General features: G+C 68.6%; 21 protein-coding genes. 10 read left to right on the top strand and 11 right to left on the bottom strand.

Annotation, left to right across the window (positions count from 1 at the left end):
* The first annotated feature begins 101 nt into the window (after positions 1 to 101).
* The 6 genes from cobA (at position 102) to AC07M9_RS04815 (ending at position 5425) form a co-directional block, all read left to right on the top strand.
* Positions 102 to 893, top strand: coding sequence for a uroporphyrinogen-III C-methyltransferase (cobA, locus tag AC07M9_RS04840; protein WP_494881778.1), 792 nt, complete (start codon positions 102 to 104; stop codon positions 891 to 893).
* Positions 890 to 1186: a DUF2849 domain-containing protein gene (locus tag AC07M9_RS04835; protein ID WP_494881776.1), complete on the top strand. Its 297-nt coding sequence runs from the start codon at positions 890 to 892 to the stop codon at positions 1184 to 1186. Before cobA ends, AC07M9_RS04835 begins: the two co-directional genes overlap by 4 nt.
* Positions 1186 to 2820 (top strand): nitrite/sulfite reductase, encoded by a 1635-nt coding sequence (locus AC07M9_RS04830; protein ID WP_494881774.1) that lies wholly within the window; start codon positions 1186 to 1188, stop codon positions 2818 to 2820. Before AC07M9_RS04835 ends, AC07M9_RS04830 begins: the two co-directional genes overlap by 1 nt.
* Positions 2813 to 3247, top strand: a complete 435-nt coding sequence (locus AC07M9_RS04825) for a DUF934 domain-containing protein (RefSeq protein WP_494881773.1) — start codon at positions 2813 to 2815, stop codon at positions 3245 to 3247. The genes AC07M9_RS04830 and AC07M9_RS04825 overlap by 8 nt, the downstream gene beginning before the upstream one ends.
* A gap of 20 nt (positions 3248 to 3267) precedes the next feature.
* On the top strand, positions 3268 to 4077 hold the full coding sequence (locus tag AC07M9_RS04820; protein ID WP_494881772.1) for a phosphoadenylyl-sulfate reductase: 810 nt from the start codon (positions 3268 to 3270) through the stop codon (positions 4075 to 4077).
* A 154-nt stretch (positions 4078 to 4231) separates the two neighbouring features.
* Entirely contained in the window at positions 4232 to 5425 is a 1194-nt protein-coding gene (locus AC07M9_RS04815) for an MFS transporter (protein ID WP_494881770.1), read from the top strand.
* 7 nt (positions 5426 to 5432) lie between these two features.
* On the opposite strand, the gene AC07M9_RS04810 is transcribed toward AC07M9_RS04815, so the two are convergent.
* Both AC07M9_RS04810 and putA read right to left on the bottom strand, forming a co-directional pair.
* Positions 5433 to 5963: a dihydrofolate reductase family protein gene (locus AC07M9_RS04810; RefSeq protein ID WP_494881769.1), complete on the bottom strand. Its 531-nt coding sequence runs from the start codon at positions 5961 to 5963 to the stop codon at positions 5433 to 5435.
* A gap of 169 nt (positions 5964 to 6132) precedes the next feature.
* The gene (gene putA / locus AC07M9_RS04805) at positions 6133 to 9738 is read right to left on the bottom strand and encodes a trifunctional transcriptional regulator/proline dehydrogenase/L-glutamate gamma-semialdehyde dehydrogenase (protein WP_494881768.1); all 3606 of its coding nucleotides are present in this window, start codon (positions 9736 to 9738) and stop codon (positions 6133 to 6135) included.
* A 98-nt stretch (positions 9739 to 9836) separates the two neighbouring features.
* Here putA and AC07M9_RS04800 point away from each other — a divergent pair, with 98 nt between their 5' ends.
* Entirely contained in the window at positions 9837 to 10307 is a 471-nt protein-coding gene (locus AC07M9_RS04800; protein ID WP_494881767.1) for an Lrp/AsnC family transcriptional regulator, read from the top strand.
* Between the two features lie 153 nt (positions 10308 to 10460).
* On the opposite strand, the gene AC07M9_RS04795 is transcribed toward AC07M9_RS04800, so the two are convergent.
* From AC07M9_RS04795 to AC07M9_RS04780, 4 genes are read right to left on the bottom strand one after another with little or no spacing between them, the layout of a single operon-like run.
* Entirely contained in the window at positions 10461 to 13172 is a 2712-nt protein-coding gene (locus AC07M9_RS04795) for a xanthine dehydrogenase family protein molybdopterin-binding subunit (RefSeq protein WP_494881765.1), read from the bottom strand.
* A complete protein-coding gene (locus AC07M9_RS04790; protein WP_494881764.1) occupies positions 13169 to 13654 on the bottom strand; it encodes a (2Fe-2S)-binding protein in 486 nt (161 codons plus the stop codon). Before AC07M9_RS04790 ends, AC07M9_RS04795 begins: the two co-directional genes overlap by 4 nt.
* Positions 13651 to 14520: an FAD binding domain-containing protein gene (locus AC07M9_RS04785; protein ID WP_494881762.1), complete on the bottom strand. Its 870-nt coding sequence runs from the start codon at positions 14518 to 14520 to the stop codon at positions 13651 to 13653. The genes AC07M9_RS04790 and AC07M9_RS04785 overlap by 4 nt, the downstream gene beginning before the upstream one ends.
* Complete coding sequence (locus AC07M9_RS04780; RefSeq protein WP_494881760.1) at positions 14517 to 15218, bottom strand: SRPBCC family protein; 702 nt, start codon at positions 15216 to 15218, stop codon at positions 14517 to 14519. Before AC07M9_RS04780 ends, AC07M9_RS04785 begins: the two co-directional genes overlap by 4 nt.
* Before the next feature lie 246 nt (positions 15219 to 15464).
* Between AC07M9_RS04780 and AC07M9_RS04775 the strand changes: the two genes are divergently transcribed.
* The 3 genes from AC07M9_RS04775 to AC07M9_RS04765 all read left to right on the top strand — a co-directional run bounded on the left by AC07M9_RS04775 (position 15465) and on the right by AC07M9_RS04765 (position 17868).
* Positions 15465 to 16364, top strand: a complete 900-nt coding sequence (locus AC07M9_RS04775; RefSeq protein WP_494881758.1) for an SMP-30/gluconolactonase/LRE family protein — start codon at positions 15465 to 15467, stop codon at positions 16362 to 16364.
* 126 nt (positions 16365 to 16490) lie between these two features.
* Complete coding sequence (locus AC07M9_RS04770) at positions 16491 to 17309, top strand: SDR family NAD(P)-dependent oxidoreductase (protein ID WP_494881756.1); 819 nt, start codon at positions 16491 to 16493, stop codon at positions 17307 to 17309.
* Between the two features lie 7 nt (positions 17310 to 17316).
* Positions 17317 to 17868: a nuclear transport factor 2 family protein gene (locus AC07M9_RS04765; protein ID WP_494881754.1), complete on the top strand. Its 552-nt coding sequence runs from the start codon at positions 17317 to 17319 to the stop codon at positions 17866 to 17868.
* Positions 17869 to 17890: 22 nt separating this feature from the next.
* Here AC07M9_RS04765 and AC07M9_RS04760 read toward each other — a convergent pair whose 3' ends face one another.
* From AC07M9_RS04760 to AC07M9_RS04740, 5 genes are all read right to left on the bottom strand, one after another.
* Complete coding sequence (locus AC07M9_RS04760; protein WP_494881752.1) at positions 17891 to 18253, bottom strand: EthD domain-containing protein; 363 nt, start codon at positions 18251 to 18253, stop codon at positions 17891 to 17893.
* A 204-nt stretch (positions 18254 to 18457) separates the two neighbouring features.
* Entirely contained in the window at positions 18458 to 20113 is a 1656-nt protein-coding gene (locus tag AC07M9_RS04755; protein WP_494881750.1) for a flotillin family protein, read from the bottom strand.
* A gap of 381 nt (positions 20114 to 20494) precedes the next feature.
* Positions 20495 to 21121, bottom strand: a complete 627-nt coding sequence (locus AC07M9_RS04750) for a YqiJ family protein (protein ID WP_494881748.1) — start codon at positions 21119 to 21121, stop codon at positions 20495 to 20497.
* Complete coding sequence (locus tag AC07M9_RS04745; protein WP_494881746.1) at positions 21114 to 21812, bottom strand: hypothetical protein; 699 nt, start codon at positions 21810 to 21812, stop codon at positions 21114 to 21116. Before AC07M9_RS04745 ends, AC07M9_RS04750 begins: the two co-directional genes overlap by 8 nt.
* 6 nt (positions 21813 to 21818) lie before the next feature.
* A complete protein-coding gene (locus AC07M9_RS04740; protein WP_494881744.1) occupies positions 21819 to 23030 on the bottom strand; it encodes a toxic anion resistance protein in 1212 nt (403 codons plus the stop codon).
* Positions 23031 to 23104: the final 74 nt, after the last annotated feature.

Genomic DNA, 23104 nt, shown 5'->3' with positions numbered 1-23104 from the left:
GAATGGCCCCATCGCCGGGCCGATCACCGTAAAGCTCCCCTAACCACCGGGAAAGCCATTATGGCTGGCGCGGCGGGGCGTTCAGCGCCATCTGCGCCACCATGGAATCGAATTTCCCCTCCGTCGGCCGCAAGGAGCCCATCGCGGGCAAGGTCTATCTGGTCGGCGCCGGCCCCGGCGACCCCGATCTGCTGACCCTGCGCGCCGCGCGGCTGCTGCTGGGCGCCGCGCTGGTGGTGCATGACGGACTCGTCGATCCGGCGATCCTGGCGATGGTCCGCCCGTCTGCCCGCATGGTCTCGGTCGCCAAGAGCCGCTCGCGCCACACCATGAAGCAGGACGACATCAATGCCCTCCTCGTGCGCGAGGCACTGGCGGGCAACGACGTGATCCGCCTCAAGGGCGGCGATCCCTTCGTGTTCGGACGCGGCGGCGAGGAAGCCGAAGCCTGCCGCGCCGCCGGTGTTCATGTCGAGGTGGTGCCCGGCATCTCCTCGGCGATGGGCGCCGCCGCCGCCGCGCAGATCCCCCTCACCCACCGCGACCATGCCTCGATCGTCAGCTTCGTGGCGGGCCAGTGCAAGGGCCTGTCGGACCAGGACTGGTCGGGCCTTGCCGGCAGGGGCCGCACGCTGGTGATCTTCATGGGCCTCGCCACCGCCGCCCAGATCACCGAGAAGCTGATCGCCGACGGCCTCGCCCCCGACGTGCCCGTCGCGGTGATCGAAAACGCCACGCGCGCCGACATGCGGGTGCTGCGCTCGTCGCTGGCCGGTCTTTCGCATCTTGTGGAAAGCGAGAGGGTGCAAAGCCCCGCGCTTATCGTTATCGGCCAGGTCGCCGTTGAAAACGACAACACCATTCGCGCAGCTGCGCTGGAGGCAGTACAGTGAAGATCCTGACGGGCAACGACCTCAAGACCGGTGCGGTCACCTGGTGGACCGGCGTGGGCTGGTCGCTCGACGTCGACGAATCCGCCGACGTGGGCGAGCACGGCGCCGCGATCATCGCGCGCGAGGAAGGCGTCCAGAACGTCTTCGCCGCTTATGTGGTGGATGCCACCAAGACCGACGAGGGCGTGCGCCCGGGCCACATCAAGGAGCGTATCCGCGCCTTCGGCCCCACCGTGCGCCTCGACCTGACGGTCAAGCCTTCCCACCCCGCCGACCTGAACTGGGTGATCTGATGTACAAGTACGACGAATACGACCAGCAGATGGTCGATACCCGGGTCGAGGAATTCCGCGACCAGGTGCGCCGCCGTCTCTCTGGCGAGCTGACCGAGGACCAGTTCAAGCCGCTGCGCCTGCAGAACGGCCTGTACCTCCAGCTGCACGCCTACATGCTGCGCGTCGCCGTGCCCTACGGCACGCTGAGCAGCGTGCAGATGCGCCTGCTGGGCGACATCGCGGACAAGTACGACCGTGGCTACGGCCACTTCACCACGCGCCAGAACATCCAGTACAACTGGATCAAGCTGGAGGACACGCCCGACATCCTCGCCGAGCTGGCGAAGGTGGAGATGCATGCCATCCAGACCAGCGGCAACTGCATCCGCAACATCAGCTCCGACCAGTTCGCCGGCGCCGCGGCCGACGAGGTGATCGACCCGCGCCCCTACGCGGAACTGCTTCGCCAGTGGTCGAGCTTCCACCCCGAGTTTCTGGTGCTGCCGCGCAAGTTCAAGATCTGCGTCATCGCGTCGGACACCGACCGCGCGGCGATGCGCCTCCACGACATCGGCATCAAGATGGTGAAGAACGACGCCGGCGAGATCGGCGCGCAGTTCTACGCCGGGGGCGGCATGGGCCGCACGCCGATGATCGCGCCGATGATCCGCGAATTCGTGCCGCTCGACCAGCTGATCACGTTCTCCGAAGCCGCCTTGCGCGTCTACAACCGCTATGGCCGCCGCGACAACAAGTACAAGGCGCGCATCAAGATCCTCGTCCACGAACTGGGCCGCGACGAATACGTCCGCCAGGTCGAGGAGGAGTTCGCCCACCTGCTCACACAGCCGATCGAGCCCCCGCTCGCCGAGCTGGAGCGCATCAAGGCGCACTTCGCCGATCCCGCCTTCGAGGCCGGCCTGTCGGATGACATCGACCTCTCCGATCCCGATTTCCGCCTCTGGGTCCAGCGCAACACGCAGGCCCACAAGCAGCCGGGCTACGTCGTCGCGACGATCAGCCTCAAGCCCGTCGGCGGCATTCCGGGCGACGCCACCGCCGACCAGATCCGCCTGATGGCAGACCTCGGCCGCGACTATTCGTTCGACGAACTGCGTGTCACCCACGCGCAGAACATCGTCCTGCCCCACGTGCGCAAGGCCGACCTCTACGCCGTGTGGAAGGCGCTCGACGAAGCCGGCATCGGCACCGCCAACCTCGACATGGTGGGCGACATCATCGCCTGCCCCGGTCTCGACTACTGCAGCCTCGCCAACGCGCGTTCGATCCCGCTCGCGCAGAAGATCTCGCAGCGCTTCGCCGCGCCCGAGAAGCAGGCGGAGATCGGCGAGCTGAAGCTCAAGATCTCGGGCTGCATCAATGCCTGCGGCCACCACCATGCCGGCCACATCGGCATCCTCGGCGTCGACAAGAAGGGCCTGGAAAACTACCAGCTCCTGTTCGGCGGCAGCGAGGGCGCGGACACCTCGCTCGCCAAGATCATCGGCCCCGGCTTCACCGAGGACGGCGTCGTCGACGCGATCGAAAAGGCCACGCAAGTCTACCTCGCCAACAAGCAGGGCGAGGAGCGCTTCCTCGACACCTATCGCCGTATCGGCATGGATCCGTTCAAGGAGGCTATCTATGGTTGAAGTCCAGTTCCGCTTCCGTGACGACGAGCCGGTCAACGACCCCGCCGTGACGGTCGATTCCTTCGCCGAGCAGTCCAACGCCACCGCCGTCCGCATCGAGCCGGGCGACGATGCGCGCACCCTGCTGCCGCAGCTGGACCGCCTGTCGCTGGTCGAAGTCAGCTTCCCGGCATGGACCGACGGGCGCGGCTACTCGTCCGCCCGCATCCTGCGCGAAGCCGGCTACAAGGGTGAGCTGCGCGCCGTGGGCGATCTGGTGATCGACATGCTCGCCCATCTCCAGCGCTGCGGCTTCGATGCCTTCGCGCCCGACAAGGCGCTCAACCCCGGCGACGCGCAGAATGCGTTTGGCCGCTGGGACAACGTCTACCAGGCGACCGCCGTCGACGGCCGCCAGGCGATCTGGGCCAGGCGGCACCCCGCCTGAGCCCGGCTTAAGGATAACCCATGCTCCGTGCTGAAACCGAAACCGATCGCGTCCGCGACCTCATCGACACCGGCCCCCGGTTCGCCGAGGCCGATGCGGTGCGCCTCAACCGCCTGTTCCGCGGCACCGACACGAGCGAGATGCTCGAGACGCTGCTCAAGGAACGCATGGCGGGCGAGCTCGCGATCGTGTCCAGTTTCGGCGCGGAAAGCGCGGTGCTGCTGCATCTCGTCGCGCAGGTCGATCCCGGGGTTCCGGTGCTGTTCCTCGAGACCGGCAAGCATTTCCCCGAGACGCTGGCCTACCGCGACCTGCTGGTCGAGCGCATCGGCCTGACCAACCTCGTCAACCTGACCCCCGACGCGGCCGAACTGGCCAGGAAGGACGAGAACGGGCTGCGCTGGTCGTGGGACCCGGACGGCTGCTGCGAAATCCGCAAGGTCAAGCCGCTGGCCAAGGCGCTGCTCGGCTTCGACGCCTCGCTGACGGGTCGCAAGTCGTTCCAGGCCGCCACCCGCTCCAGTCTGCCGCGCTTCGAGATCGACACCTCGGACAGCCAGGGCCGCCTCAAGATCAACCCGCTGATCGACTGGTCGGCGCAGCGCCTCGCCGCCTATATCGAGGAGCACGCCCTGCCTCCGCATCCGCTGGTGGCCGAAGGCTATCCCTCGATCGGCTGCATGCCCTGCACCAGCAAGGTGGCGCCCGGCGAAGACCCGCGCTCGGGCCGCTGGAAGGGCTGGGACAAGACCGAATGCGGCATCCACGTCCCCGGCCAGGAAGACGGCCCCGCCAGCGAACTGCCCCCCGGCTTCGATCCGGTGTTCTGACGCCGGATCCTCCCTGTTGCAAAGCAATGGGGAGGCCCCTGTCATCGGCGATTGCCCTGCGCGCCCGCTCGCATGCAGTAATCGCACCAATGAAGAGGTTTCATCGTCGCGCTTGTTGTCTAGATCGTGACAACCCTTTATTTTGCAGTGCAGCATGACCCAGATAACGCCCCGCCACACCCATCCCGCCCTCGTCACCCTTGCCCTGGCGATGGGTGCCTTCGCGATCGGTACCACCGAGTTCGCGGCGATGAGCCTCGTGCCCTTCTTCGCCCGCGACCTCGGCCTCAGCGAACCCGAGGCGGGGCACGCGATCAGTGCCTATGCGCTGGGCGTGGTGGTCGGCGCGCCGGTCATCGCGGTGCTCGCCGCCAAGATCGAGCGGCGCATGCTGCTGATCGCGCTGATGGCGGTCTTCGCCATCGGCAACGGGCTGTCGGCCTTCGCGTCGAGCTATCCACTGCTGCTGCTCTGCCGCTTCGTGAGCGGGCTGCCCCACGGCGCCTACTTCGGCATCGCCGCGCTCGTCGCCGCCTCGATGGTGCCTGCCAACAAGCGCGCGCAGGCCGTGGCGATGGTCATGTCCGGGCTCACCGTGGCGACCATCATCGGCGTTCCGGCGGCCAACTTCATGAGCCAGGAACTCGGCTGGCGCAGCGGCTTCGGCGTCGTCTCCGGCCTGGCGCTCGTGACCATGGCGCTCGTCGCGCTCTACGCCCCGGTGCAGCAGCCCGACGCTTTGGCGAGCCCCTTGCGCGAACTGGGCGCGCTGCGCCGCCCACAGGTGCTGCTCACGCTGCTGACCGGCGCGATCGGGTTCGGCGGCCTCTTTTGCGTCTACACTTACGTCGCCTCGACCATGATCGAGGTCACCGGCGTCTCCGAGCGCCTGGTCCCCGCCGTGCTCGCGGTGTTCGGGGTGGGCATGACCGTGGGCAACCTGTTCTGGGCCTGGGTAGCCGACCGCGCGCAGACCAAGGCCGCGATCGCCGCCCTGCTGTTCAGCGCGGCCTCGCTCGCCCTGTTCGCGCTGCTTGCCGGCAATGTCTGGACGCTGTCGCTGGTGGTGCTGCTGATCGGCTTCAGCGGCGGTCTCGGCACGATCCTGCAGACCCGTCTCATGGACGTCGCCGGCGATGCGCAGGCCCTCGCCGCCGCCGCGCACCACAGCGCCTTCAACATGGCCAACGCCCTGGGTCCCTGGCTTGGCGGCCTCGCGATCTCCGCGGGTTACGGACTGACCTCGACCGGCTGGATCGGTTCGGGACTGGCACTGGGCGGGCTCGCGATATTCCTCGTGACGATCTCGCTGCACAGGCGCGACACGCTGCAGGCGTGCCCCGTCTGAGGCCGTTTCAGGCGTTCAGGCGCTTTTCAAGGTGCATGTGAACGGCCTCGCTCGTCGTTTCCATCTCCGAGACGAAGTAGTCCTCGACCGGGATGCCGTCCTCGAACAGCGAAGCGCCGCCGCCCAGCGTGTGCGACATCAGGCGTAGCCAGATTTCGTCGGCCTCGCCCGTGCGCATCGCCGCCTTGAGCGCCCCCGCCTCGCCGACGACCAGCACCGCGCGGTCACCGGCGGCCATCCTGGCGGCCGCGAACGCGCCTGCGTAGCTGTCGAGAAACCGGAACCTGCGCCCGTCAGGCGGCGGGGCGTCCGTCACCACGAAGACAGGCGTCTGGGCAGCGTAGGCATCGCCGATCCAGCCGGTGTCGTCCGACAGTTCGAACGAGCGCCGGCTCATCACCACGGCGCCGCAGACGTCGGACAGCCGGCCCGACAGCCCCGATCCATCCAGATCGCCCGTGGAGAATACGCATTGCCCGCCGGTGTCGGCCCAGAAGCCGTCGAGGCTGGTAGCGGCATCGATGATCATCCTGGCCATCTCGTCTACTCCTGCCCTCGGGGTTGGTGATGCAGTGAAGTCGTAACGGTGCCAACGTCGAATCGGCGCTAGAGTTGCACGAATCGGCCAGGCCGAGCCAGCATTGCGACGACATATCTGCAACCGACTCGGCCCTATTTCGGCAATTTCCTATTATTACAAACGTTTGTCACCCGATCATCATCAGGCTGGCGTTGCCGCCAGCAGCAGTGGTGTTGACCGAGACGGACACCTCCTCGAGCAGCCAGGCGCAGTGCGGTCCGGCGCCCCGTCCATCCCAGGCGTGGACCGGCACGATCGGCCCCGCCAACGCGGCAACCTGTCCGCAGGCCGCCCGCACCGCCTCTGCGCCGCCTTCGACGAGGCAGGCCGCGAACGGTTCGGCCGCGTCGCCGCGCAGCGCCTCGGCGATCGCGGCGGGCAGTCCTTCCGGCAGGTCCATGCCTTCGACCACGGCGCTGTTGCCCGTCGCCAGGACGGCCGCGAGCTGACCGAACAGCCCTTCGCGCGTCGCCGGACGAAGCAGGACGCGCCCGCGCGGATGGAGCGCATAGTGGTTCAGTTCGCCCACCGGTCCCGAAAGCGTGATCCCGAAGCCGAGCGCCGACGAGGCGCCCAGATCGCGGGCGACCCCGGCAGCGGAGGCTTCGCCCCGCGACTCCAGCCAGTCCGCGAAGGCCGACAGCTGCGGGGCTATGCCGCCGCCCGCCGCAAGCACGCCGGGCGCATCCTTGACCAGCCGCCCGAGGTACAGCGGCCCGCCGGCCTTGGGCCCGGTGCCCGAAAGCCCGCGCCCGCCGAACGGCTGGACGCCCACGACCGCGCCGATCGTGTTGCGATTCACGTAGAGGTTGCCCGCCCGCACCTGCGAGGTCACCCGCGCCACCGTCTCGTCGAGCCGGGTGTGGAGGCCGAAGGTAAGGCCATAGCCGGTCCCGTTGATCGCCTCGATCAGGCTCCCGAGGTCGTCGCGGCGGAAACGCACGACGTGGAGGACGGGGCCGAACACCTCGCGTCCCAGCTCGGCGATCGAGCCGATCTCGATGATGGTCGGGGCGACGAACGTGCCAGGCGCCGCTTCCTGCCCGATCTCGACCTGCTCCACGCGGCAACCCCTAGCCTTCATCGCCTCGATATGGCGCACGATGTTGCCTTGCGCCTCGGCGGTGATGACCGGGCCGATGTCGACGGCGAGGCGTTCCGGGTTGCCCACGCGCAGCTGCGCCAGCGCACCCTTGAGCATGACCAGCGTGCGGTCTGCCACGTCCTCCTGCAGGCACAGCACGCGCAGCGCCGAGCAGCGCTGGCCGGCGCTGTCGAAGGCCGAAGCGATGACGTCGGCGACGACCTGCTCGGCCAGCGCCGAGCTGTCGACGATCATCGCGTTCTGGCCTCCGGTCTCGGCGATCAGCGGGATCGGACGACCCTCCGCCGAAACGCGCGAGGCCAGCTGGCGCTGGATCAGCCGCGCGACTTCGGTGGAGCCGGTGAACATCACCGCCGCCACCTGCGGCGCCGCGACAAGCGCTGCGCCCAGTTCCCCCGCGCCCGGCATCAGTTGCAGCGCATCGGCGGGAACGCCGGCTTCGTGAAGGATGCGCACGGCTTCGGCGGCGATCAGCGGGGTTTCCTCGGCGGGCTTGGCGAGCACCGGATTGCCGGCCACCAGCGCCGCGCAGACCTGCCCCGCAAAGATCGCCAGCGGGAAGTTCCACGGGCTGATGCAGACCACCGGGCCCAGCGGCAGCTGCGCAGGGCCAAACGTCTCGCGCGCCTGCTGGGCATAGTACCGCAGGAAGTCGATCGCCTCGCGCACTTCGGCGATGGCATTGGCGGCGGACTTGCCGGCCTCGCGGATGGCCAGTCCCATCAGCGCGCCCATGCGCTCCTGCATGAGATCGGCGGCGCGTTCGAGGATCGACGCGCGCTGCGCGACGGGGACCTGCGGCCAACTGCTCCCGGCGGCGCGGATGACGGCGGCCACCGCGTCCCCGGGCGCGAGTTCGATCACGGTACCGACGACATCGCGGTGATCGGCGGGGTTGAGGACCGGGAGACCCGTCCCTTCGGCGCCTGCGGGCAGCGCGCGCCAGTCGGTCCGCGCCGATGCCTCCAAAGCATCCGCCAGCGCGGTCAGCGCGAACTCATCGGTGAGGTCGATGCCGCCGGAATTGCGGCGCCCCGGATAGAGGTCGGCCGGTGCCGCGATCAGGTCATGCCGCGCGCCGGGGCGGGGCATCGCACGCACCACCTCGACCGGATCGGCGACCATTTCCGATACCGGCACCGCCGGATCGGCGATGCGGTTGACGAACGAGGAATTCGCGCCGTTCTCCAGCAGCCTGCGCACGAGATAGGCGAGCAGCGTCTCGTGCGTGCCGACCGGCGCGTAGATGCGGCAGGGGCGGTCCAGCTTGTCCTTGCCGACCACCTGCGAATAGAGCGGCTCGCCCATGCCGTGGAGGCACTGGAACTCGTACTGGCCCACTGCGAAGTCCGGGCCCGCAAGCTGGTAGATCGTCGCCAGCGTCTGCGCGTTGTGCGTCGCGAACTGCGGGAACACCGCGTCGGGCGCGGCCAGCAGCTTCTTCGCGCAGGCGACATAGGCGACGTCGGTGTGGACCTTGCGGGTATAGACCGGGAAGTCGGCCAGCCCGTCCACCTGCGCGCGCTTGATCTCGGCGTCCCAGTAGGCGCCCTTGACGAGACGCACCATGATGCGCCGATCGGCGCGGCGCGCGAGGTCGACGATCCAGTCGATCACGAAGGGGCAGCGCTTGCCGTAGGCCTGGATCACGAAACCAAGGCCGTTCCAGCCGGCCAGCTCGGGATCGAGCGCGAGGCTTTCGAGCAGGTCGAGCGAGAGTTCGAGCCGGTCGGCTTCCTCGGCGTCGATGTTGAAGCCGATGTCGTAGCCCTTGGCCATGACGGCCAGTGCCTTCACCATCGGCAGCAGCTCGCCCATGACGCGCCCCGCCTGCGCGCGGACGTAGCGCGGGTGGAGGGCCGAGAGCTTGATCGAGATGCCGGGGCCCTCGTAGATGCCCTTGGCCGCTGCCGCCCTGCCGATGGCGTGGATGGCGTTCTCGTAATCCGCGTAATAGCGCGCGGCGTCGGCGGCAGTGGTCGCCGCCTCGCCGAGCATGTCGTAGCTGTAGCGGAAGCCCTTGGCCTCCAGTTCGCGGGCGCGCTTCACGGCCTCGTCGATGGTCTCGCCGGTGACGAACTGCTCGCCCATCATGCGCATGGCAAGGTCCACGCCGCGGCGGATCACGGGCTCGCCCGCCCGCGCGATCAGGCGGGTCAGCGCGGCGCCGAGGCCCTTGTCATCGACCGAGCCGACCAGCTTGCCGGTGACCACCAGCCCCCAGGTCGCGGCGTTGACGAACAGCGACTTGCCGCCGCCCAGGTGCCCGCTCCAGTCGCCGTCGGCGATCTTGTCGCGGATCAGGGCGTCGCGGGTGGCGTTGTCGGGAATGCGCAGCAGCGCCTCCGCGAGGCACATCAGAGCGACGCCCTCCTGGCTGGAGAGCGCGTATTCCTGCACCAGTCCCTCGACCCCGGTGCCCTTGTGATTGGCGCGCAGCGTGGTGACGAGCGCGCTGGCCGTGGCGCGCACGGCATCGCGCGTGGCGTCGGGAAGCGTTGCGGCGTCGAGCAGCGGGGCGAGGCACTCGGCCTCGTCACGGCGGCGGGCATCGGCGATGGCGGCGCGGAGCGGCGACAGGTCGCGGACGGCGGGAGCGAATGCGGCGAAGGGCGGCTGCGTGGTCATGGCAAAAATCTAACCGATTTATCCTTGTCGATCAGACTTTTCAGCGCCACTCAGATGATCAATTCGACTTATATCGAGCACATCTTAAAGCAATCTGCATGACCAGGACCAGAGAACCAGTCGAACTGGACGAACTCGATCGCAAGATCATCGCGGTACTGAGGGTGGACGGTAGGATCACCGTGACAGACCTCGCCAAGTCCGTCGGCATGTCGAAGACGCCGTGCCAGGTGCGGCTGCGTCGGCTGATCGCGAACGGGGTGATCCGGGGCTTCCGGGCGGTGGTCGATCCGGCCAGCCTCGGGCTCGACCATGTCGCCTTCGCCGAGGTCAAGCTGTCCGACACGCGCGAGGCGGCGCTCACCGAGTTCAACCGCGCGGTGCGGCGCATTCCCGAGGTCGAGGAGTGCCACATGATCGCCAGCAGCTTCGACTACCTGCTCAAGGTGCGCACCGCCGACATCCGCCGCTACCGCGAAGTGCTGGGCGAGAAGATCTCGAGCCTGCCGCATGTGGCCAGCACCTCGACCTTCGTGGCGATGGAGACGGTGAAGGATGCGAGCAGTTAGGGGGCCCGATCCGTCCCTTTTTCTTCGTCATCCCCGCGAAGGCGGGGACCCATCTGATGCCTTGCCCATTCGCATTGTCATCAGCTGGGTTCCCGCCTTCGCGGGAATGACGAAAGTACGGGTGAACCGCACCCCCACCGGTTCCGGGTAGGCTCAGGCCCGCTCCCCGCTCACCTTGGCCGAGCCGAACATGCCCATCTTGCACTTGCCTGAAACGGTGTCCCCGTCGAACTGAAGGTCATACTTGAGCGTGATCTTCATGGGCTTGTCGACCTTCATCTCGAACTTCACCTGGCTGCCCGAGAGCGTCCCGCCGGAGAAGTCCTGCCGCCCCTCGGGCGCTTCGAGATAGCCGGACACCGCTGTGCCTTCGGTGTCGAAGTGCGCGACCATCTCTTGCGGTCCCATCGGCGTCTTGAGCACCATGTTCCAGTCGCCGTCGATCCCGGCCGCCGCAACCGGTGCGGCGACTTCGACCGGCACGGCCTCCGCGACCACGGCCGCCGCATGGGCCCCGTCCAGATGCGCGCGCGTACCCGAAACGTCGCGCTGCTCGATCACGTCGAGTACCCGCGCCGGGGTGAGCGGCAGCACCAGTTCGTCGATCTCGCCGAAGGGGGAGAGCGCGTCGGCAATGGCGTTGACCAGCGTCGGCGGGCCGACGATGGCCCCGCCCTCACCCACGCCGCGCATGCCGCCGATGGTCTGCGACGGGGTGTTGGCGTGGAGATACTCGAAGTCCGGCACGTCGGAAATCGAGGGCATGAGGTAGTCCTTGAACGTCGCCGCCAGCGGATTGCCACGCGCGTCGTAGGGCATGTCCTCCAGCAGCACCTGCCCGATCGCCTGCGCGAGCCCCCCCGCGATCTGGCCCTCGACGACACCGGGGTTGATGACGGTGCCGCAGTCCTCGGCGCTGATCCAGCGCAGGATCTTGACGAAGCCGGTCTCCGCGCTGACCTCGACCATGCAGCAGTGCGCCGCGCTGGTCATGGTCATCGGCGGCGGCTGGTAGCGGTACTGCGCCTCCAGCCCCGTCGCCGCGCCTTCCGGCAGGCGGCCAGGTTCGCCATAGGCGATCTCGGCGATCTCGCGGATCGAGCGCGACATTTCCGGCGCGCCCGCGATATGGACCATGCCGCCGTCGATGGTCACCGTCTCGACGCTGGCGTTCGACAGGTGCGCGGCGACCACCTTGACCTTCTCCGCCAGCATTTCCGCCGCACGCCAGGTGGCGCCGCCGGCAATGACCCCCTGCCGGCTGCCGGCGGCGCCCGGGGAGAAGGCACCGATGGCGCTGTCGCCCTCGTAGACCGCGATATCCTCGTAGGCGACGCCGAGCTGCTCGGCGATGACCTGCGCCATCGTCGTCGCGGTGCCGTGGCCCTGCGAATGGGTGGAAAGCATGGCGACGACCTTGCCGGTCGGCTCGATGCGCAGCTGCACCGTCTCGCCGGTCATCGGCGCCATCGAACCTGCCGATCCGGTCGGCTCGATGTAGGTCGCGAAGCCGATGCCGAGGTAGCGGCCCTCCAGCCTCGCCTCCGCCTGTTCGCGCCGGAAACCGGCGTAGTCGATGTTCGCCATCAGCTTTTCAAGGCACTCGCCGGGCGTGATGTCCTCGACCGGGATGCCCATGCTGGAGGTGTGCGGCTGGTCGGTGAGGTAGATCAGGTTGCGGCGGCGCAGTTCGACCGGATCGATGCCGGTATTTCGCGCGGCCTTGTCGAGCAGCGTCTCGCGCACCAGCGATTCCATCGCCCATGGCCCGCGATAGCCGCCCAGCCCCATGGTGTTGGTGTACCAGCCGCGCGTGATGAAGCCGTAGGCGGGCATCTTGTAGGCGGGCCACATGAACATGTGGACGGCGATGTTCGCATCCTCGCCCATCGGCCACGCGCCGTTGTTGCACGCATAGTCGCACCAGGCGGCCTGGAAGCGGCCCTCTTCGTCGAGCGCAAGGCTCAGCGAAACGTCCTGCTCGCGCGCGTGGCTGGAGGCGGTGAGCGATTCGAAGCGATCCTCGATCCACTTCACCGGGCGGCCCAGCAGCTTGGCGGCAACGACCACGGCCACTTCCTCGCGCCAGGGGATGTTCTTGAGGCCGAAGCCGCCGCCCACGTCCCGCGCGACGACGCGGATCGCCCCGGCGGGCATGCCCAGCGCCTGCGCCAGGTAGCGCGCGGCGAGGTGCGGGCTCTGGCAGCCCATCCACACCGTCATTTCCTCCGCCCCGTCGGGCGAGGCGGCGCAGGCGCGCCCCTCCATCGGCGACTGGGCGATGCGCTGGTGGCGGATGCGGGTGGAGACGACGTGCGCCGCGCCGTCGAGCAGCGGCTGGATCGCTTCCAGCGCGTCCTCGTCGCCCATTTCGGCGGCGATGTTGTCGTCGCGGTCGGGGTGGACATTGGCGCCGGTCTTGGCGTCGGCGATGGTGACGAGCGGGGTTTCCTCGTCAACCACCACTTCCACCAGCGAGACGGCGTCCTCCGCCTGCGCGCGGCTTTCGGCGATGACCATGGCGATGGGATCACCGACGCAGGCGACGCGGCCGTCGGCCAGCAGCGTCACCGGCGATTCGATATTGGTGAAGAAGAAGCTGAGCATCTGCACCGGCACAGCGGCCAGGTCACCTTGCGTATAGATCGCCTGCACGCCCGGCATCTCGCGGGCGGCAGCCAGGTCGATCGAGACGATCCGCCCGCGCGCGACGGCCGAGCGGACGAAGGCGATGTGGAGCATGCCGGGCATGCGCACGTCGTCGGTGAACTGCCCGCGTCCGGTGAGCAGGCGCGCATCCTCCTTGCGCGGCTGGCGCGTGCCGACGTAGCGGACGGCGCCGACGCTCTTGGCCTGCACGTTCATGTCGTGGCTCCCGCCAGCTGGCGGATCGCGCGGCGGATGCCCTGGTAGCCGGTGCAGCGGCAGATGTGGCCCGACATGGCGGTGGTCAGCGCGTCTTCCATCCGGTGTGCCTCCACGCCCGCGTTGTCGCGCGTGACGCAGGCCATGGTGATCGCGACGCCCGGCGTGCAGAAGCCGCACTGCAGGCCGAAGTTGTCCTTAAGCGCTTGTTGGACCGGGTGAAGCGTGCCGTCCGCCTCGGCCAAGCCTTCGACCGTGGTGACTTCGGCGCCGTCGGCCTGGACCGCCAGCATCAGGCACGAGCGCATCGCCCGCCCGTCGATCATCACGGTGCAGGCGCCGCAGACGCCGTGCTCGCAGGCGAGGTGGGTGCCGGTGTAGCCCAGCCCGTCGCGCAGGAATTCGCCGAGGCTGGTGCGTGCCTCGACCCGGGCGGCGTGGCGGTGGCCGTTGACGGTGAGTTCGATGCTGTGCTCGCTCATGCGGCGCTCCTGAGGTCCATCGTCTCTGTGAGCGCGCGCGCGAAGATCCGCGTGCCGACGGTGCGGCGGTATTCGGCGCTGGCGTGATGGTCGTCGAACGGCGCGGTATCGGCGACGGCGGCGCGCGCCACTGCGGCGGCGTCGATCCCGGCGAGCGAGGCACCGATGAGTATCGCTTCCGCCTGCCGCGCGCGGATCGGGGTCGGACCCATGCCGAACCACGCGATCCCCGCCCGGCTGACGACCCCGCCCTCCAGCGCCAGCGCGCCGACGAGACCGACGAGCGCGAAGTCGCCCGGCCGCTGCGCCACTTCACGGAAGAGCACGAGGTGACCGTCGGGCCAGTCGGGATAGACGATCCCGGTGACCAGTTCATCGGGTTCGAGCACGGTCATGTACGGGCCGACGTAGAATTCGTCCGCCGGGACGGTGCGGGTGCCGGCGGACGAGGTGATCTCTATCCGCGCACCCAGCGCCACCGCCGTCGCGGGCATTTCCGCCGCCGGCTCGCCCAGCGCCACCGAGCCGCCGATCGTGCCGCGATTGCGCGTCTGGTAATGCCCGACATGGCCGAGCGCGGTGATGAAGGCCGGCAGGTGGCGCGCCAGCGTCCCGTCGACCAGCGCGTCGGCCTGCCGCGTCGCCGGGCCGACGCGGGTGCCGCCCTCGACCCGCGAAACCCCCTTGAGTTCGGGTATCCCGTTGATGTCGACGAGCACGAACGGCTGGCTCATCCGCAGGTTGAGCAGCGGCATCAGCGTCTGCCCGCCGGCGATGACGGTCGCCCCGCCGCCCGACTCCGCGAGGATGCGGCAGGCCTCATCGACGCTGGTCGGACGGACGTAGTCGAACGGCGCGGGCTTCATGTGCCGCACCCCCGGCGCCCGGCCTCGTAGGCGGCGGCGGCGGTGACGACCACCAGGACGAGGACCAGCAGCGTGGTCACGGTCGAGCCGACCTGCCCCAGCATATAGCCCACGACGATCGCCAGCACGACGGCGGCGACCCAGCCCCAGAGCGGCACCGGTGCGCCCGCTGCCGATGCGACGACAGGCACTGCGCCGCTGCTCGCAGGCGAGGTGGCGGCGGCGCTGACTCCCGGTGCCCCCACGGCAGGCGCCACGCCGCTCACCACGTCGCCGAACCTGGCGAAGAACTTGCCGGCGAGGTTCTTCGCGGTCGCGTCGATGATGGGCCCGCCCAGCTGCGCCATGCGCCCGCCGACTTCCGCATCGACGTCGTAGGACACCAACGTCCCCCCGCCGTCCACATCGGACAGGCGCACCCTGGCCCCGCCCCTGGCCGAACCGGCGATGCCGCCGTTGCCGGTGCCGGTGATCGTGTAGCCGTTCGGACCGTCTATATCGGAGAGCTGGACATTGCCCTTGAAGCGCGCGCCGATGGGGCCGATCTTCACTTCCGCGACGGCCAGGAAGCGGTCGTCGCCGTCGCGCTCGAGGCTTTGGCAGCCGGGGATGCACTGGGCCAGCACCGCAGGATCGTTGAGCGCTTCCCAGACCTTCCGGCGCGGCGCGGCGATGCGCTGCTCCCCTGTCATCTGCATTCCGGTATCTCCCAAAGTTCTCTGCGCGCAGGCGGCCGCTGGTTGGCAGCTCCGCAATTTGACGCGGATTGAACTCCGGGACAGCCTTCGATGCAAGCGCTTATGAGTGACTATGGATCTTATTTTTTGCCCGACGGCGATACCGCCACGGCGTTGCCTCTACGACCCCTCTCGCCCTTAGATATTTGATTGCTACTATAGTGACGAACGCGGCGCAAACATGCCGCGCACCGAGGAGAGGCAGAGATGTCCCAGCTGTCGCCGGGAGAATACACCGCGCTTGCCGGCGGCGTGTACCTCGAAGGTCTCGCCGTCGATCATGAGCGCGACGTCATCTGGTACAGCGATGTCGTCGGCGGCGGCATCCACGGCGTTAAACCGGACGGCACCCCTGTCGGCGTGCTCGACCCCGAACGGATGTGGACGGGCGGCATCATGATCAACGCCGACGGCGCCGTGCTGTCGAGCGGCCAGGGCGGGGTGCGCTGGAACAACCCGCAGACCGGCGCCTCGGGCTGGCTGATCGACACGCTCGGCGGCCAGCCGGTCAACGGCATCAACGAGATGTGGCCCGATGGCGAAGGCGGGATGTTCTTCGGCACGCTGGATATCGAAAGCGTCATCGCCGCGCGCGTCACCGGCCCGACCGAGCTGTGGCGCCTGACGCGCGACGGGCGGACGATCCGCCTCGCCGAGGGCCTGCGCTTCACCAACGGCATCGCCTACAACCCGCGCCTCGCGCAGTTCTACTGCTCCGAGACGTTCGGCCAGGGCCTCGCCTGGGACGTCACGCCGGACCTCCAGCTCACCGACAAGCGCGTCCTGCTCGACCGCGACGACTGCGACGGGCTGGCGATCGACGTCGAGGACACGATCTGGATTCCCGGCGTCTACTCCGCCGGCATCATCCGCCGCGTCACCCCGGCGGGCGAGGAACTGGACCCCGTCCCCACCCCGCCCGGCGCGACCACGCAGGTCCGCTTCGGCGGCGCGGACGGGCGCGACGTCTACATCACCCTCGTCCCCGCCGACGCCGGCGACTGCCTGCGCACCGGGCGGCCGCTGTCGGGCACCTCGACGCTCCAGCGCGGGCGCTCGGCGGTGGCGGGCGTGAAGATCGCGCCCACCCGCTTCGACCTCGGCTGACGCCCCGGCGATGCGCCCGGCCCACGCCCGAGCGATGCAGCGCCCGCATGGCTGGCCCGGCGCCTGTCGCCGCGTTAGCACCCGCAAGACAGCGCCAGCAGCGGCGCAGGCAAGCGAGGAGAGAGCATGAGCACCGTTTCCGGAACCGCCGCAGGTACCGTCGTCATCACCGGCGCCGCCGGCGGCATGGGCCGCCCCGCCGCCCAGCGCTTCGCCGCGCAGGGCCGCCCGCTCCTGCTGTGCGACCTCAATGCGGAGCGTCTCGAAGCGCTGGCCGGGGAACTGCGCCCCGCTGCAGGCAAAGTCGATATCCTCGCCGCCGACATCGCCGCCGAGGACTATCCGGCCCAGGTCATCGCCGCGCTCGGCGACGCCCCGCTCTCGGCGCTAGTGCACACCGCCGGGCTTTCACCCACGATGAGCGGCGGGCGCCGAATCTTCGCGGTCAACTACCATGCGACCGAGCGCCTCGTCGCCGGCCTCCTTCCCCGCTTTGCGCCCGGCGGCTGCGCGGTCCTGATCTCCTCGGTCTCGGCCTACATGCTGGCAGACCCTGCCCTGCTCGGCGCCATCCGCGACTTCGTCCAGACCGGCAACGACGAAGGCATCGCGCGCTTCATGGACGACCCGGGCATGAGCTACGCGGTGTCCAAGCGCGCGGTCATCAACTTCGTCGAGCGCGAGGCGGCGGCGTTCGGCACGCGGGGCTTGCGCATCGCCTCGATCGCGCCCGGCTTCATCGACACGCCCATGGGCCGCGCCGAGGCGGAGGAAAACGCCCAGCTTCGCGGGCTCATCACCATGGTGCCGCAGCAGCGCATGGGCCACGGCGACGAGATCGCCTCGGTCGCCGAATTCCTCTGCTCTCCCGCCGCCTCCTACATCAGCGGCACCGACATCCGGGTCGACGGTGGGATCATCGGGCTGCTTTCGACGAAGGGATAGGACGACCATGAGCGAACTCGACGACCTGCGCGCCACCGTGACCCACCTCAAGGACCAGCAGGACATCCACGACTGCATCGTGCGCGAATGCCGCGCTCGCGACCGGCAGGACGTCGAGCAGATCGCCTCGTGCTGGTGGGACGACGGCGTCGACGAGCACGGCGCGGTGGTCACGTTCGCGCCGGACTATCCCGCGCGTGCCAATGCCGGGCACCGCGGCGCCTTCCACATGACCAGCCACAACATCACCAACCACCTGTGCGAGATCGACGGCGATCGCGCCTACTGCGAAAGCTACGTCGTCGGCGGGCTGTTCTGGAAGGATTCGAGCAAGACCTCGATCGCGTTCGGCCGCTACCTCGACCAGCTGGAGAAGCGCGGCGACGAATGGCGCATCGCCGTGCGCCGCTGCACCATCGAGATGACCGCCGACGCCGATCCCAGCTGGGTGTTCTCCGATGCCGTGAAGGGGTTCCTGAAAGCCCAGTGGAGCAGGGAAGACCCCTCTTACGAACGCCCGATTGCGTGGAAGCCGAAGGAAGAAGGCCTGCGCTGGTAAGGCGTCCCCAAAACAGGGAGGATCAGCCGAAATCCGACTCCCGTTCCACCACCGTGGCGATCCTGAACGAGGCGCGGTCGAAGAGGTTCTTCTCGTCGGCCACGATCTCTTCCGGCATCAGGCTGGTGGTGATGTAGGCGAGCGTGGCGCGGTAGACCTTCTCGTCCTCGAACCACAGCTCGGTGATGACGTCGGGGCCATCGGTGAAGGCGCCGGTCTCCGGGTGCGGATGGGGGTCGACGTAGCGGCGGATGTAGCGGCTCACGCCGCTTGAATACTTCTCCGCCAGCGGGGCGTGGCGGGTCTCGTAGTAGTCGCGGAAGGCTTCGACCGAGATGTCGGGGCGGCGCTTCATGAACAGCAGGATCTTGTAGGCATCGGCCATGGTGTTCTCTCCCGGTCGTTTTGCCGGGGAGAAGTATCACGATGGCGCAGCAGAGGCGCGCCGCCCCCGCGATGGTGTCGGCGCGATCCTGGCCCGACCGCCACGTCGCCCCCGCGAAGGCAGGGACCCCGCGTCCTTGTGCGCGCGCAAAGGCACAAGCGGGATCCCCGCCTTCACCGGGATGACGGTGTATGGGTTACGCGCTCACTTCGCCTTGGGGCGGTAAACCTCGTCTTCCGGTTCCACCGCGCCCTTCACCATGGTCGCCAGCGAGGCGCCGTCCAGCCCGAGTTCCTTCATCAATCCGTCGATCACCGGGGCCTGCGCGCGGTAGGCGAGCGCGGCGTTGACCGCGTCGTTGGCAAGGTTGCCCGAGCCGCCGCCCGAGGCCGTACCGCCGGAGCCGCCGCCGCGCTGGGTGAGGCCGTCGACCTGCACGATCTTGATCGAATCGATCGCCTCCAGCGGGCGCACGCTCTCGCGCACCACTTCCGGCAGCACCTTGAGCAGCGCCAGCTTCATCTGCAGCGAGATCTGGTCGCTGCTCAGCAGGTTGGCCGCCTCGTTGATGGCGCGCTGGCCCGCCGCCTCGACTTCGAAGCGCACGCGCGCCGCGTCGGCGCGCAGCTTCTCGGCCTCGGCCTCGCCCTCGGCTTCGACGCGGACCGCCTCGGCGCGGTTGGTCGCCGCCTCCTTCTCGGCCTCGGCATGGACGCGGACGGAGATGGCCTGGCGCTCGGCTTCCTTGGCGGCCTCGATCAGCTCGATGCGCTTGATGCGCTCGGCGATCTCGGTTTCGCGGCTGGTCGTGACCTGCTCCTCGGCGGCGACCGCCTTGGCGCGGGCGGCATCGGCCTCGGCCTTGGCCTGGCTTTCCTCGCGGCTCTTGTTCTGGACCGCGATCTGCTGCTCCTGACGCGCCAGCTCGACCGCCTGGGCCTGCGCGATGCGGGCCTCCTGGATGGTCCGGTCGGCCTCGATCTGGCGGGCATCGACCTGCTGCTTGGCGAGGATGCGCGCCTCGTCCGCCTCGCGCCCGCGCGCGGCCTGCTCGCGGCCGATCTCGGCCGCCTGCTCGGCGCGGCGCATCTCGACCTCGCGCTCCTGCTCGAGCCGGGCAAACTCGTTGTCGCGCTGGATCGAGAAAGACTGGCGCGCGGCCTCGAGGTTCTTGGATTCGATCTGGACGCGAGTTTCCTGCTCGATGTCGTTGCGCGCGTTCTTGCGCAGCTCGATCTGCTCAGTCAGCTTGGTCAGGCCCTCGGCATCGAAGGCGTTATTGGCGTTGAAATGCTCGATCGAGGTCTGGTCGAGCCCGGTCAGCGACACCGATTCCAGCTCCAGCCCGTTCATCGCCAGGTCCGACGAAGACGCCTGCTGCACCTTCTGGACGAAGTCGGCGCGCTGTTCGTGGAGCTGGTTCATCGTCATGCCCGACGCCACCGAGCGCAGCGCGTCGACGAACTTGCCCTCGACCAGTTCCTTGAGCGCCTCGGGGTGCATGGTGCGCTGGCCCAGCGTCTGCGCGGCCATCGCCATCGCGCTCGCATCAGGGCGGACGCGGACGTAGAATTCGGCCTTCACGTCGATGCGCAGGCGGTCGAGCGTGATCAGCGCGTCCTGGTTCTTGCGCTCCACCGCGAGGCGTACGGTGTTCATGTTGACGGGCATGGTCTCGTGGAAGATCGGCAGCACGATCGCGCCGCCGTTCATCACCACCTTCTCGCCGCCTATCCCGGTGCGGACGAACCCGATCTCCTTGCTCGCGCGTTTGTAGAGCCGCGCCAGCATCACGCCGAACGCCAGCAAGAGGACCACGACAACGCCGACAATGATGCCGATGTCGAAAAGGCCGTCCATGTATCATCTCCTTGATCGGGATGCCGCGGCCCGCCCCTCGCCCCGCTCTCGATCGCACCCCCCTTGGGCGAAAGGGTACAGGGGAATCGGTGGGGCGCCACTGGAAAAGCGGCTTTTTTGCGAACGAATTGCAGAAAGGGGGTTCACGCGGAGGCGCGGAGACGCGGAGAAGAACAAGGATGGGAATCGCGCAAAGCGCAAAGGCGCGAAGGGGTCGGACTGCGCCGCAGGCTTCATTCCCTTCTCATGCGTGCGCGAAACGCAACGTAAATGGAGAAAGCGGCTTCGCCGCAAGCGCGCCCTCTTGGCGCCTTTGCGCCTTTGCGCGAACCATCCCTTGCTTTTTCTTCTCCGCGCCTCCGCGTGGAACCCGTCTTCCGCTCAATCGAGCTTCGGCAGATAGTGGTCCCCGCGCGCGATGGCCTTGAACAGTTCGCCCTCGCGCCGGACCAGCAGCACGCGTTCGCCGGCGACGAAGCGCTGGTCGGCATTGTCGGGCTCGACCATCAGGTGATGCGCCTGCCCGTGGTGGTCGATCACCCGGCCGCGCGCGGGCGAGCCCTGGCGGGCGGTGCCGATGACTATCTCGGCCTCGCGCCCGACCAGTTGCGCCACGTCGATCGCGGTGGTCTCGTCGTGCGGGAGGATGCGGCCGAGCGCGCGCGCGACGGCACCGGTCACCGGCAGCGCGGTGACGGCGGCAAGCGGCCCCATGATCCAGGCGGTCAGCGGGTGGCCGGTGAGCGACACCATGAGTTCCTGCCCCGCCAGACCGATGGCGCCGAACAGGCCGAGCAGCAGCATCAGCCACATCAGGAACGGCAGCCGCCCGTTCCCGGCGATCGACAGCAGGCCCGCGTCCACCGACAGGTCGCCGTCGACGTCGAGGTCGTGGTCCCCGCCGAGCAGGTCGCCGAGCCCGACGATCTGCATCACCGCCAGCACCAGCATCACGCCCAGCGCGGCCGTGAACGGCAGGCTGCCGTCGCGCGTCAGCAGTTCAATCATGGTCGAGGTATTTGACCTCGAGGAAGCGGCGCCGGGTGGCCAGGGCATCGACATCACCCTGCGAAAGATCCGCGCTCATCGCCTCGATCTGGTCGGCGATGACCGACAGGCCGTCGACCAGTTGCTCGGACGGGCTGGTGCCCGCGCTGCCGGGCTTGGCGCGGAGCGCAGGCGGGATGCGGGTGTAGCTGTTGACCATCTCGGGCAGGTGCTCGGCCAGCAGCTTGCGCACCTCGCGCGCGGCGGGACCGCGCTCGTCGAGCGTGGCGAGCTGGGGCGCCAACTGTTCGAGGCGCACGCCGATCATGTCGATCGTATCGACGGCGGCGTTCGGTAGCGCGCGGCGGCGGCCTTCCAGCCACAGCTCGGTCGAGCCGGCCAGTTCGGGCAGGCTGGCGGTGCTCAGGTCGTCCACGTGCGTGCGCGGCGTCGCCGGGTAGATCGACAGCACGGTGAAGACCGCGAGGCCCAGCAGGATCGTCAGCAGCGTCGTCGTGAAGCCGATGCCGCCGAGCGCCAGCGCCGCCACCAGCGCCGCGATGTAGATGCCCGCCATCGCCAGGAACGCGCGGCGCAGGCGGCGGCCACGGTGCCGCCACTGCTCCTTGCGGGCGTTGTAGAGCCGGATCGAACGCTGCCGCCGGGCGGCGCGCACGATCTCCTGCGACACTCTTGCGGGAACCTGCGCCATCGCGGTTTAGTCCAGAGCCTCCAGCAGCGATTTCGCGCCGGCGCCGTCGCCCGAGGTCAGACCTTCCGACTGGCCCTGCGCACGGGCGATGTAGGCCTTGGACTTGCCGACTTCGCCCTCGAGCGCGGTGACCGTCTGCTTCATCGAATCGAGCGCCTTCATCTTGAAGGTGTCGATCGAATCCATCGTGTCGTAGATGTTCTGGAAGGCGCGGCTCAGCGTCTCCAGCGGGATCGTCGAGTTCGCCGCCTGCTCGTGGATGCGCGCGGTGTTGTCCTTGAGCATCTGGCCGGTGGCGTCGATGATGCTGGCGGTGGTGGTGTTGAGCGCGGTGATCTGTTCGAGCACCAGCTTCTGGTTCATCATCGCCTGCGCCACCGTGACCGCCGTGCGCAGCGCGCCGACGGTGGTGGTGGAGGCGCGGTCGACGCCCTTCACCAGCTCGATGTTGTTCTTCTTCACGAGATCGAGCGCGAGGTAGCCCTGCACCGAGACCGCGAGCTGCGTCAGCAGGTCCTGCGTGCGCTGGCGGACGTAGAACAGCGCGCTCTCGCGAAGCGCCTTGGCCTTGGCCGGGTCGCTATGGTCGAGGTCCTCGGCCTTCTCCTCCAGCGCGGTGTCGAGCGCGCGGGACATGAAGATCATCTGCTCCAGCTTGCCGAGGGCGGCCCACAGGTTCTGGCGCTCCACGTCGATCGCGGCATTGTCCATCAGCAGCTCGTCCTTGCCGCCCTGCAGGCGGGCGAGGATCGCGCTGATGTGGCTCTGCGAGCTGGAATAGCTGTCGAAGTAGTTGCGCAGCTTGTTGCCGAACGGGATCACCCCGAACAGCTTGCGCGGCGCCATCAGGTTGCCTTGGCGGCTGGGATCGAGCGCTTCGACGGTGCGGCGCAGTTCGGCGAGGTCGGCGCCGACGCCCTCGTCCTTGCCCATGGCGCGGACGGGGCGGTCGAGGAAGCGGTTGGAATGGCCCGATGCCTCGGCGATCTCCTTGCGGCCCATGTTGGTGAGCTGGTCGACGCGGCGGCCGAACTCGGGCGAGCTGGCGTCCTGCGATACGAGGTCCGCGACGAACTCCTCCACGCGCACCTGCAGCTTGGTCTTCGCCTCTTCGCCCACCGGCACGAGGCCCGCCGCGCGTTCGGGCTGGACGGTCGGCACCGGATCGGGCGGCGTCAGCTTGAGTTCGGTCGCGGTATCGGTGGCAGTGGTTGCCATTTTAAGCCAAATCCTCGTGAAAAACCCGGATGCCGGGAAATCTATGAGCGGGGTGGTCCGACTACAAGGAAAAC

Source organism: Novosphingobium sp. GW821-FHT09E05 (genome assembly GCF_059416165.1).
Note: the sequence above shows the minus strand (reverse complement) of the source record. Positions and strands in the feature narration are given on the sequence as shown.

What these genes read in the sequence shown, in the direction of transcription:
- cobA (WP_494881778.1), top strand. Translation starts at nt 102, where the DNA reads ATGGAATCGAATTTCCCCTCCGTCGGCCGCAAGGAGCCCATCGCGGGC.
- AC07M9_RS04830 (WP_494881774.1), top strand. Translation starts at nt 1,186, where the DNA reads ATGTACAAGTACGACGAATACGACCAGCAGATGGTCGATACCCGGGTC.
- AC07M9_RS04825 (WP_494881773.1), top strand. Translation starts at nt 2,813, where the DNA reads ATGGTTGAAGTCCAGTTCCGCTTCCGTGACGACGAGCCGGTCAACGAC.
- AC07M9_RS04820 (WP_494881772.1), top strand. Translation starts at nt 3,268, where the DNA reads ATGCTCCGTGCTGAAACCGAAACCGATCGCGTCCGCGACCTCATCGAC.
- AC07M9_RS04815 (WP_494881770.1), top strand. Translation starts at nt 4,232, where the DNA reads ATGACCCAGATAACGCCCCGCCACACCCATCCCGCCCTCGTCACCCTT.
- AC07M9_RS04810 (WP_494881769.1), bottom strand. Translation starts at nt 5,963, where the DNA reads ATGGCCAGGATGATCATCGATGCCGCTACCAGCCTCGACGGCTTCTGG.
- putA (WP_494881768.1), bottom strand. Translation starts at nt 9,738, where the DNA reads ATGACCACGCAGCCGCCCTTCGCCGCATTCGCTCCCGCCGTCCGCGAC.
- AC07M9_RS04800 (WP_494881767.1), top strand. Translation starts at nt 9,837, where the DNA reads ATGACCAGGACCAGAGAACCAGTCGAACTGGACGAACTCGATCGCAAG.
- AC07M9_RS04795 (WP_494881765.1), bottom strand. Translation starts at nt 13,172, where the DNA reads ATGAACGTGCAGGCCAAGAGCGTCGGCGCCGTCCGCTACGTCGGCACG.
- AC07M9_RS04790 (WP_494881764.1), bottom strand. Translation starts at nt 13,654, where the DNA reads ATGAGCGAGCACAGCATCGAACTCACCGTCAACGGCCACCGCCACGCC.
- AC07M9_RS04785 (WP_494881762.1), bottom strand. Translation starts at nt 14,520, where the DNA reads ATGAAGCCCGCGCCGTTCGACTACGTCCGTCCGACCAGCGTCGATGAG.
- AC07M9_RS04780 (WP_494881760.1), bottom strand. Translation starts at nt 15,218, where the DNA reads ATGCAGATGACAGGGGAGCAGCGCATCGCCGCGCCGCGCCGGAAGGTC.
- AC07M9_RS04775 (WP_494881758.1), top strand. Translation starts at nt 15,465, where the DNA reads ATGTCCCAGCTGTCGCCGGGAGAATACACCGCGCTTGCCGGCGGCGTG.
- AC07M9_RS04770 (WP_494881756.1), top strand. Translation starts at nt 16,491, where the DNA reads ATGAGCACCGTTTCCGGAACCGCCGCAGGTACCGTCGTCATCACCGGC.
- AC07M9_RS04765 (WP_494881754.1), top strand. Translation starts at nt 17,317, where the DNA reads ATGAGCGAACTCGACGACCTGCGCGCCACCGTGACCCACCTCAAGGAC.
- AC07M9_RS04760 (WP_494881752.1), bottom strand. Translation starts at nt 18,253, where the DNA reads ATGGCCGATGCCTACAAGATCCTGCTGTTCATGAAGCGCCGCCCCGAC.
- AC07M9_RS04755 (WP_494881750.1), bottom strand. Translation starts at nt 20,113, where the DNA reads ATGGACGGCCTTTTCGACATCGGCATCATTGTCGGCGTTGTCGTGGTC.
- AC07M9_RS04750 (WP_494881748.1), bottom strand. Translation starts at nt 21,121, where the DNA reads ATGATTGAACTGCTGACGCGCGACGGCAGCCTGCCGTTCACGGCCGCG.
- AC07M9_RS04745 (WP_494881746.1), bottom strand. Translation starts at nt 21,812, where the DNA reads ATGGCGCAGGTTCCCGCAAGAGTGTCGCAGGAGATCGTGCGCGCCGCC.
- AC07M9_RS04740 (WP_494881744.1), bottom strand. Translation starts at nt 23,030, where the DNA reads ATGGCAACCACTGCCACCGATACCGCGACCGAACTCAAGCTGACGCCG.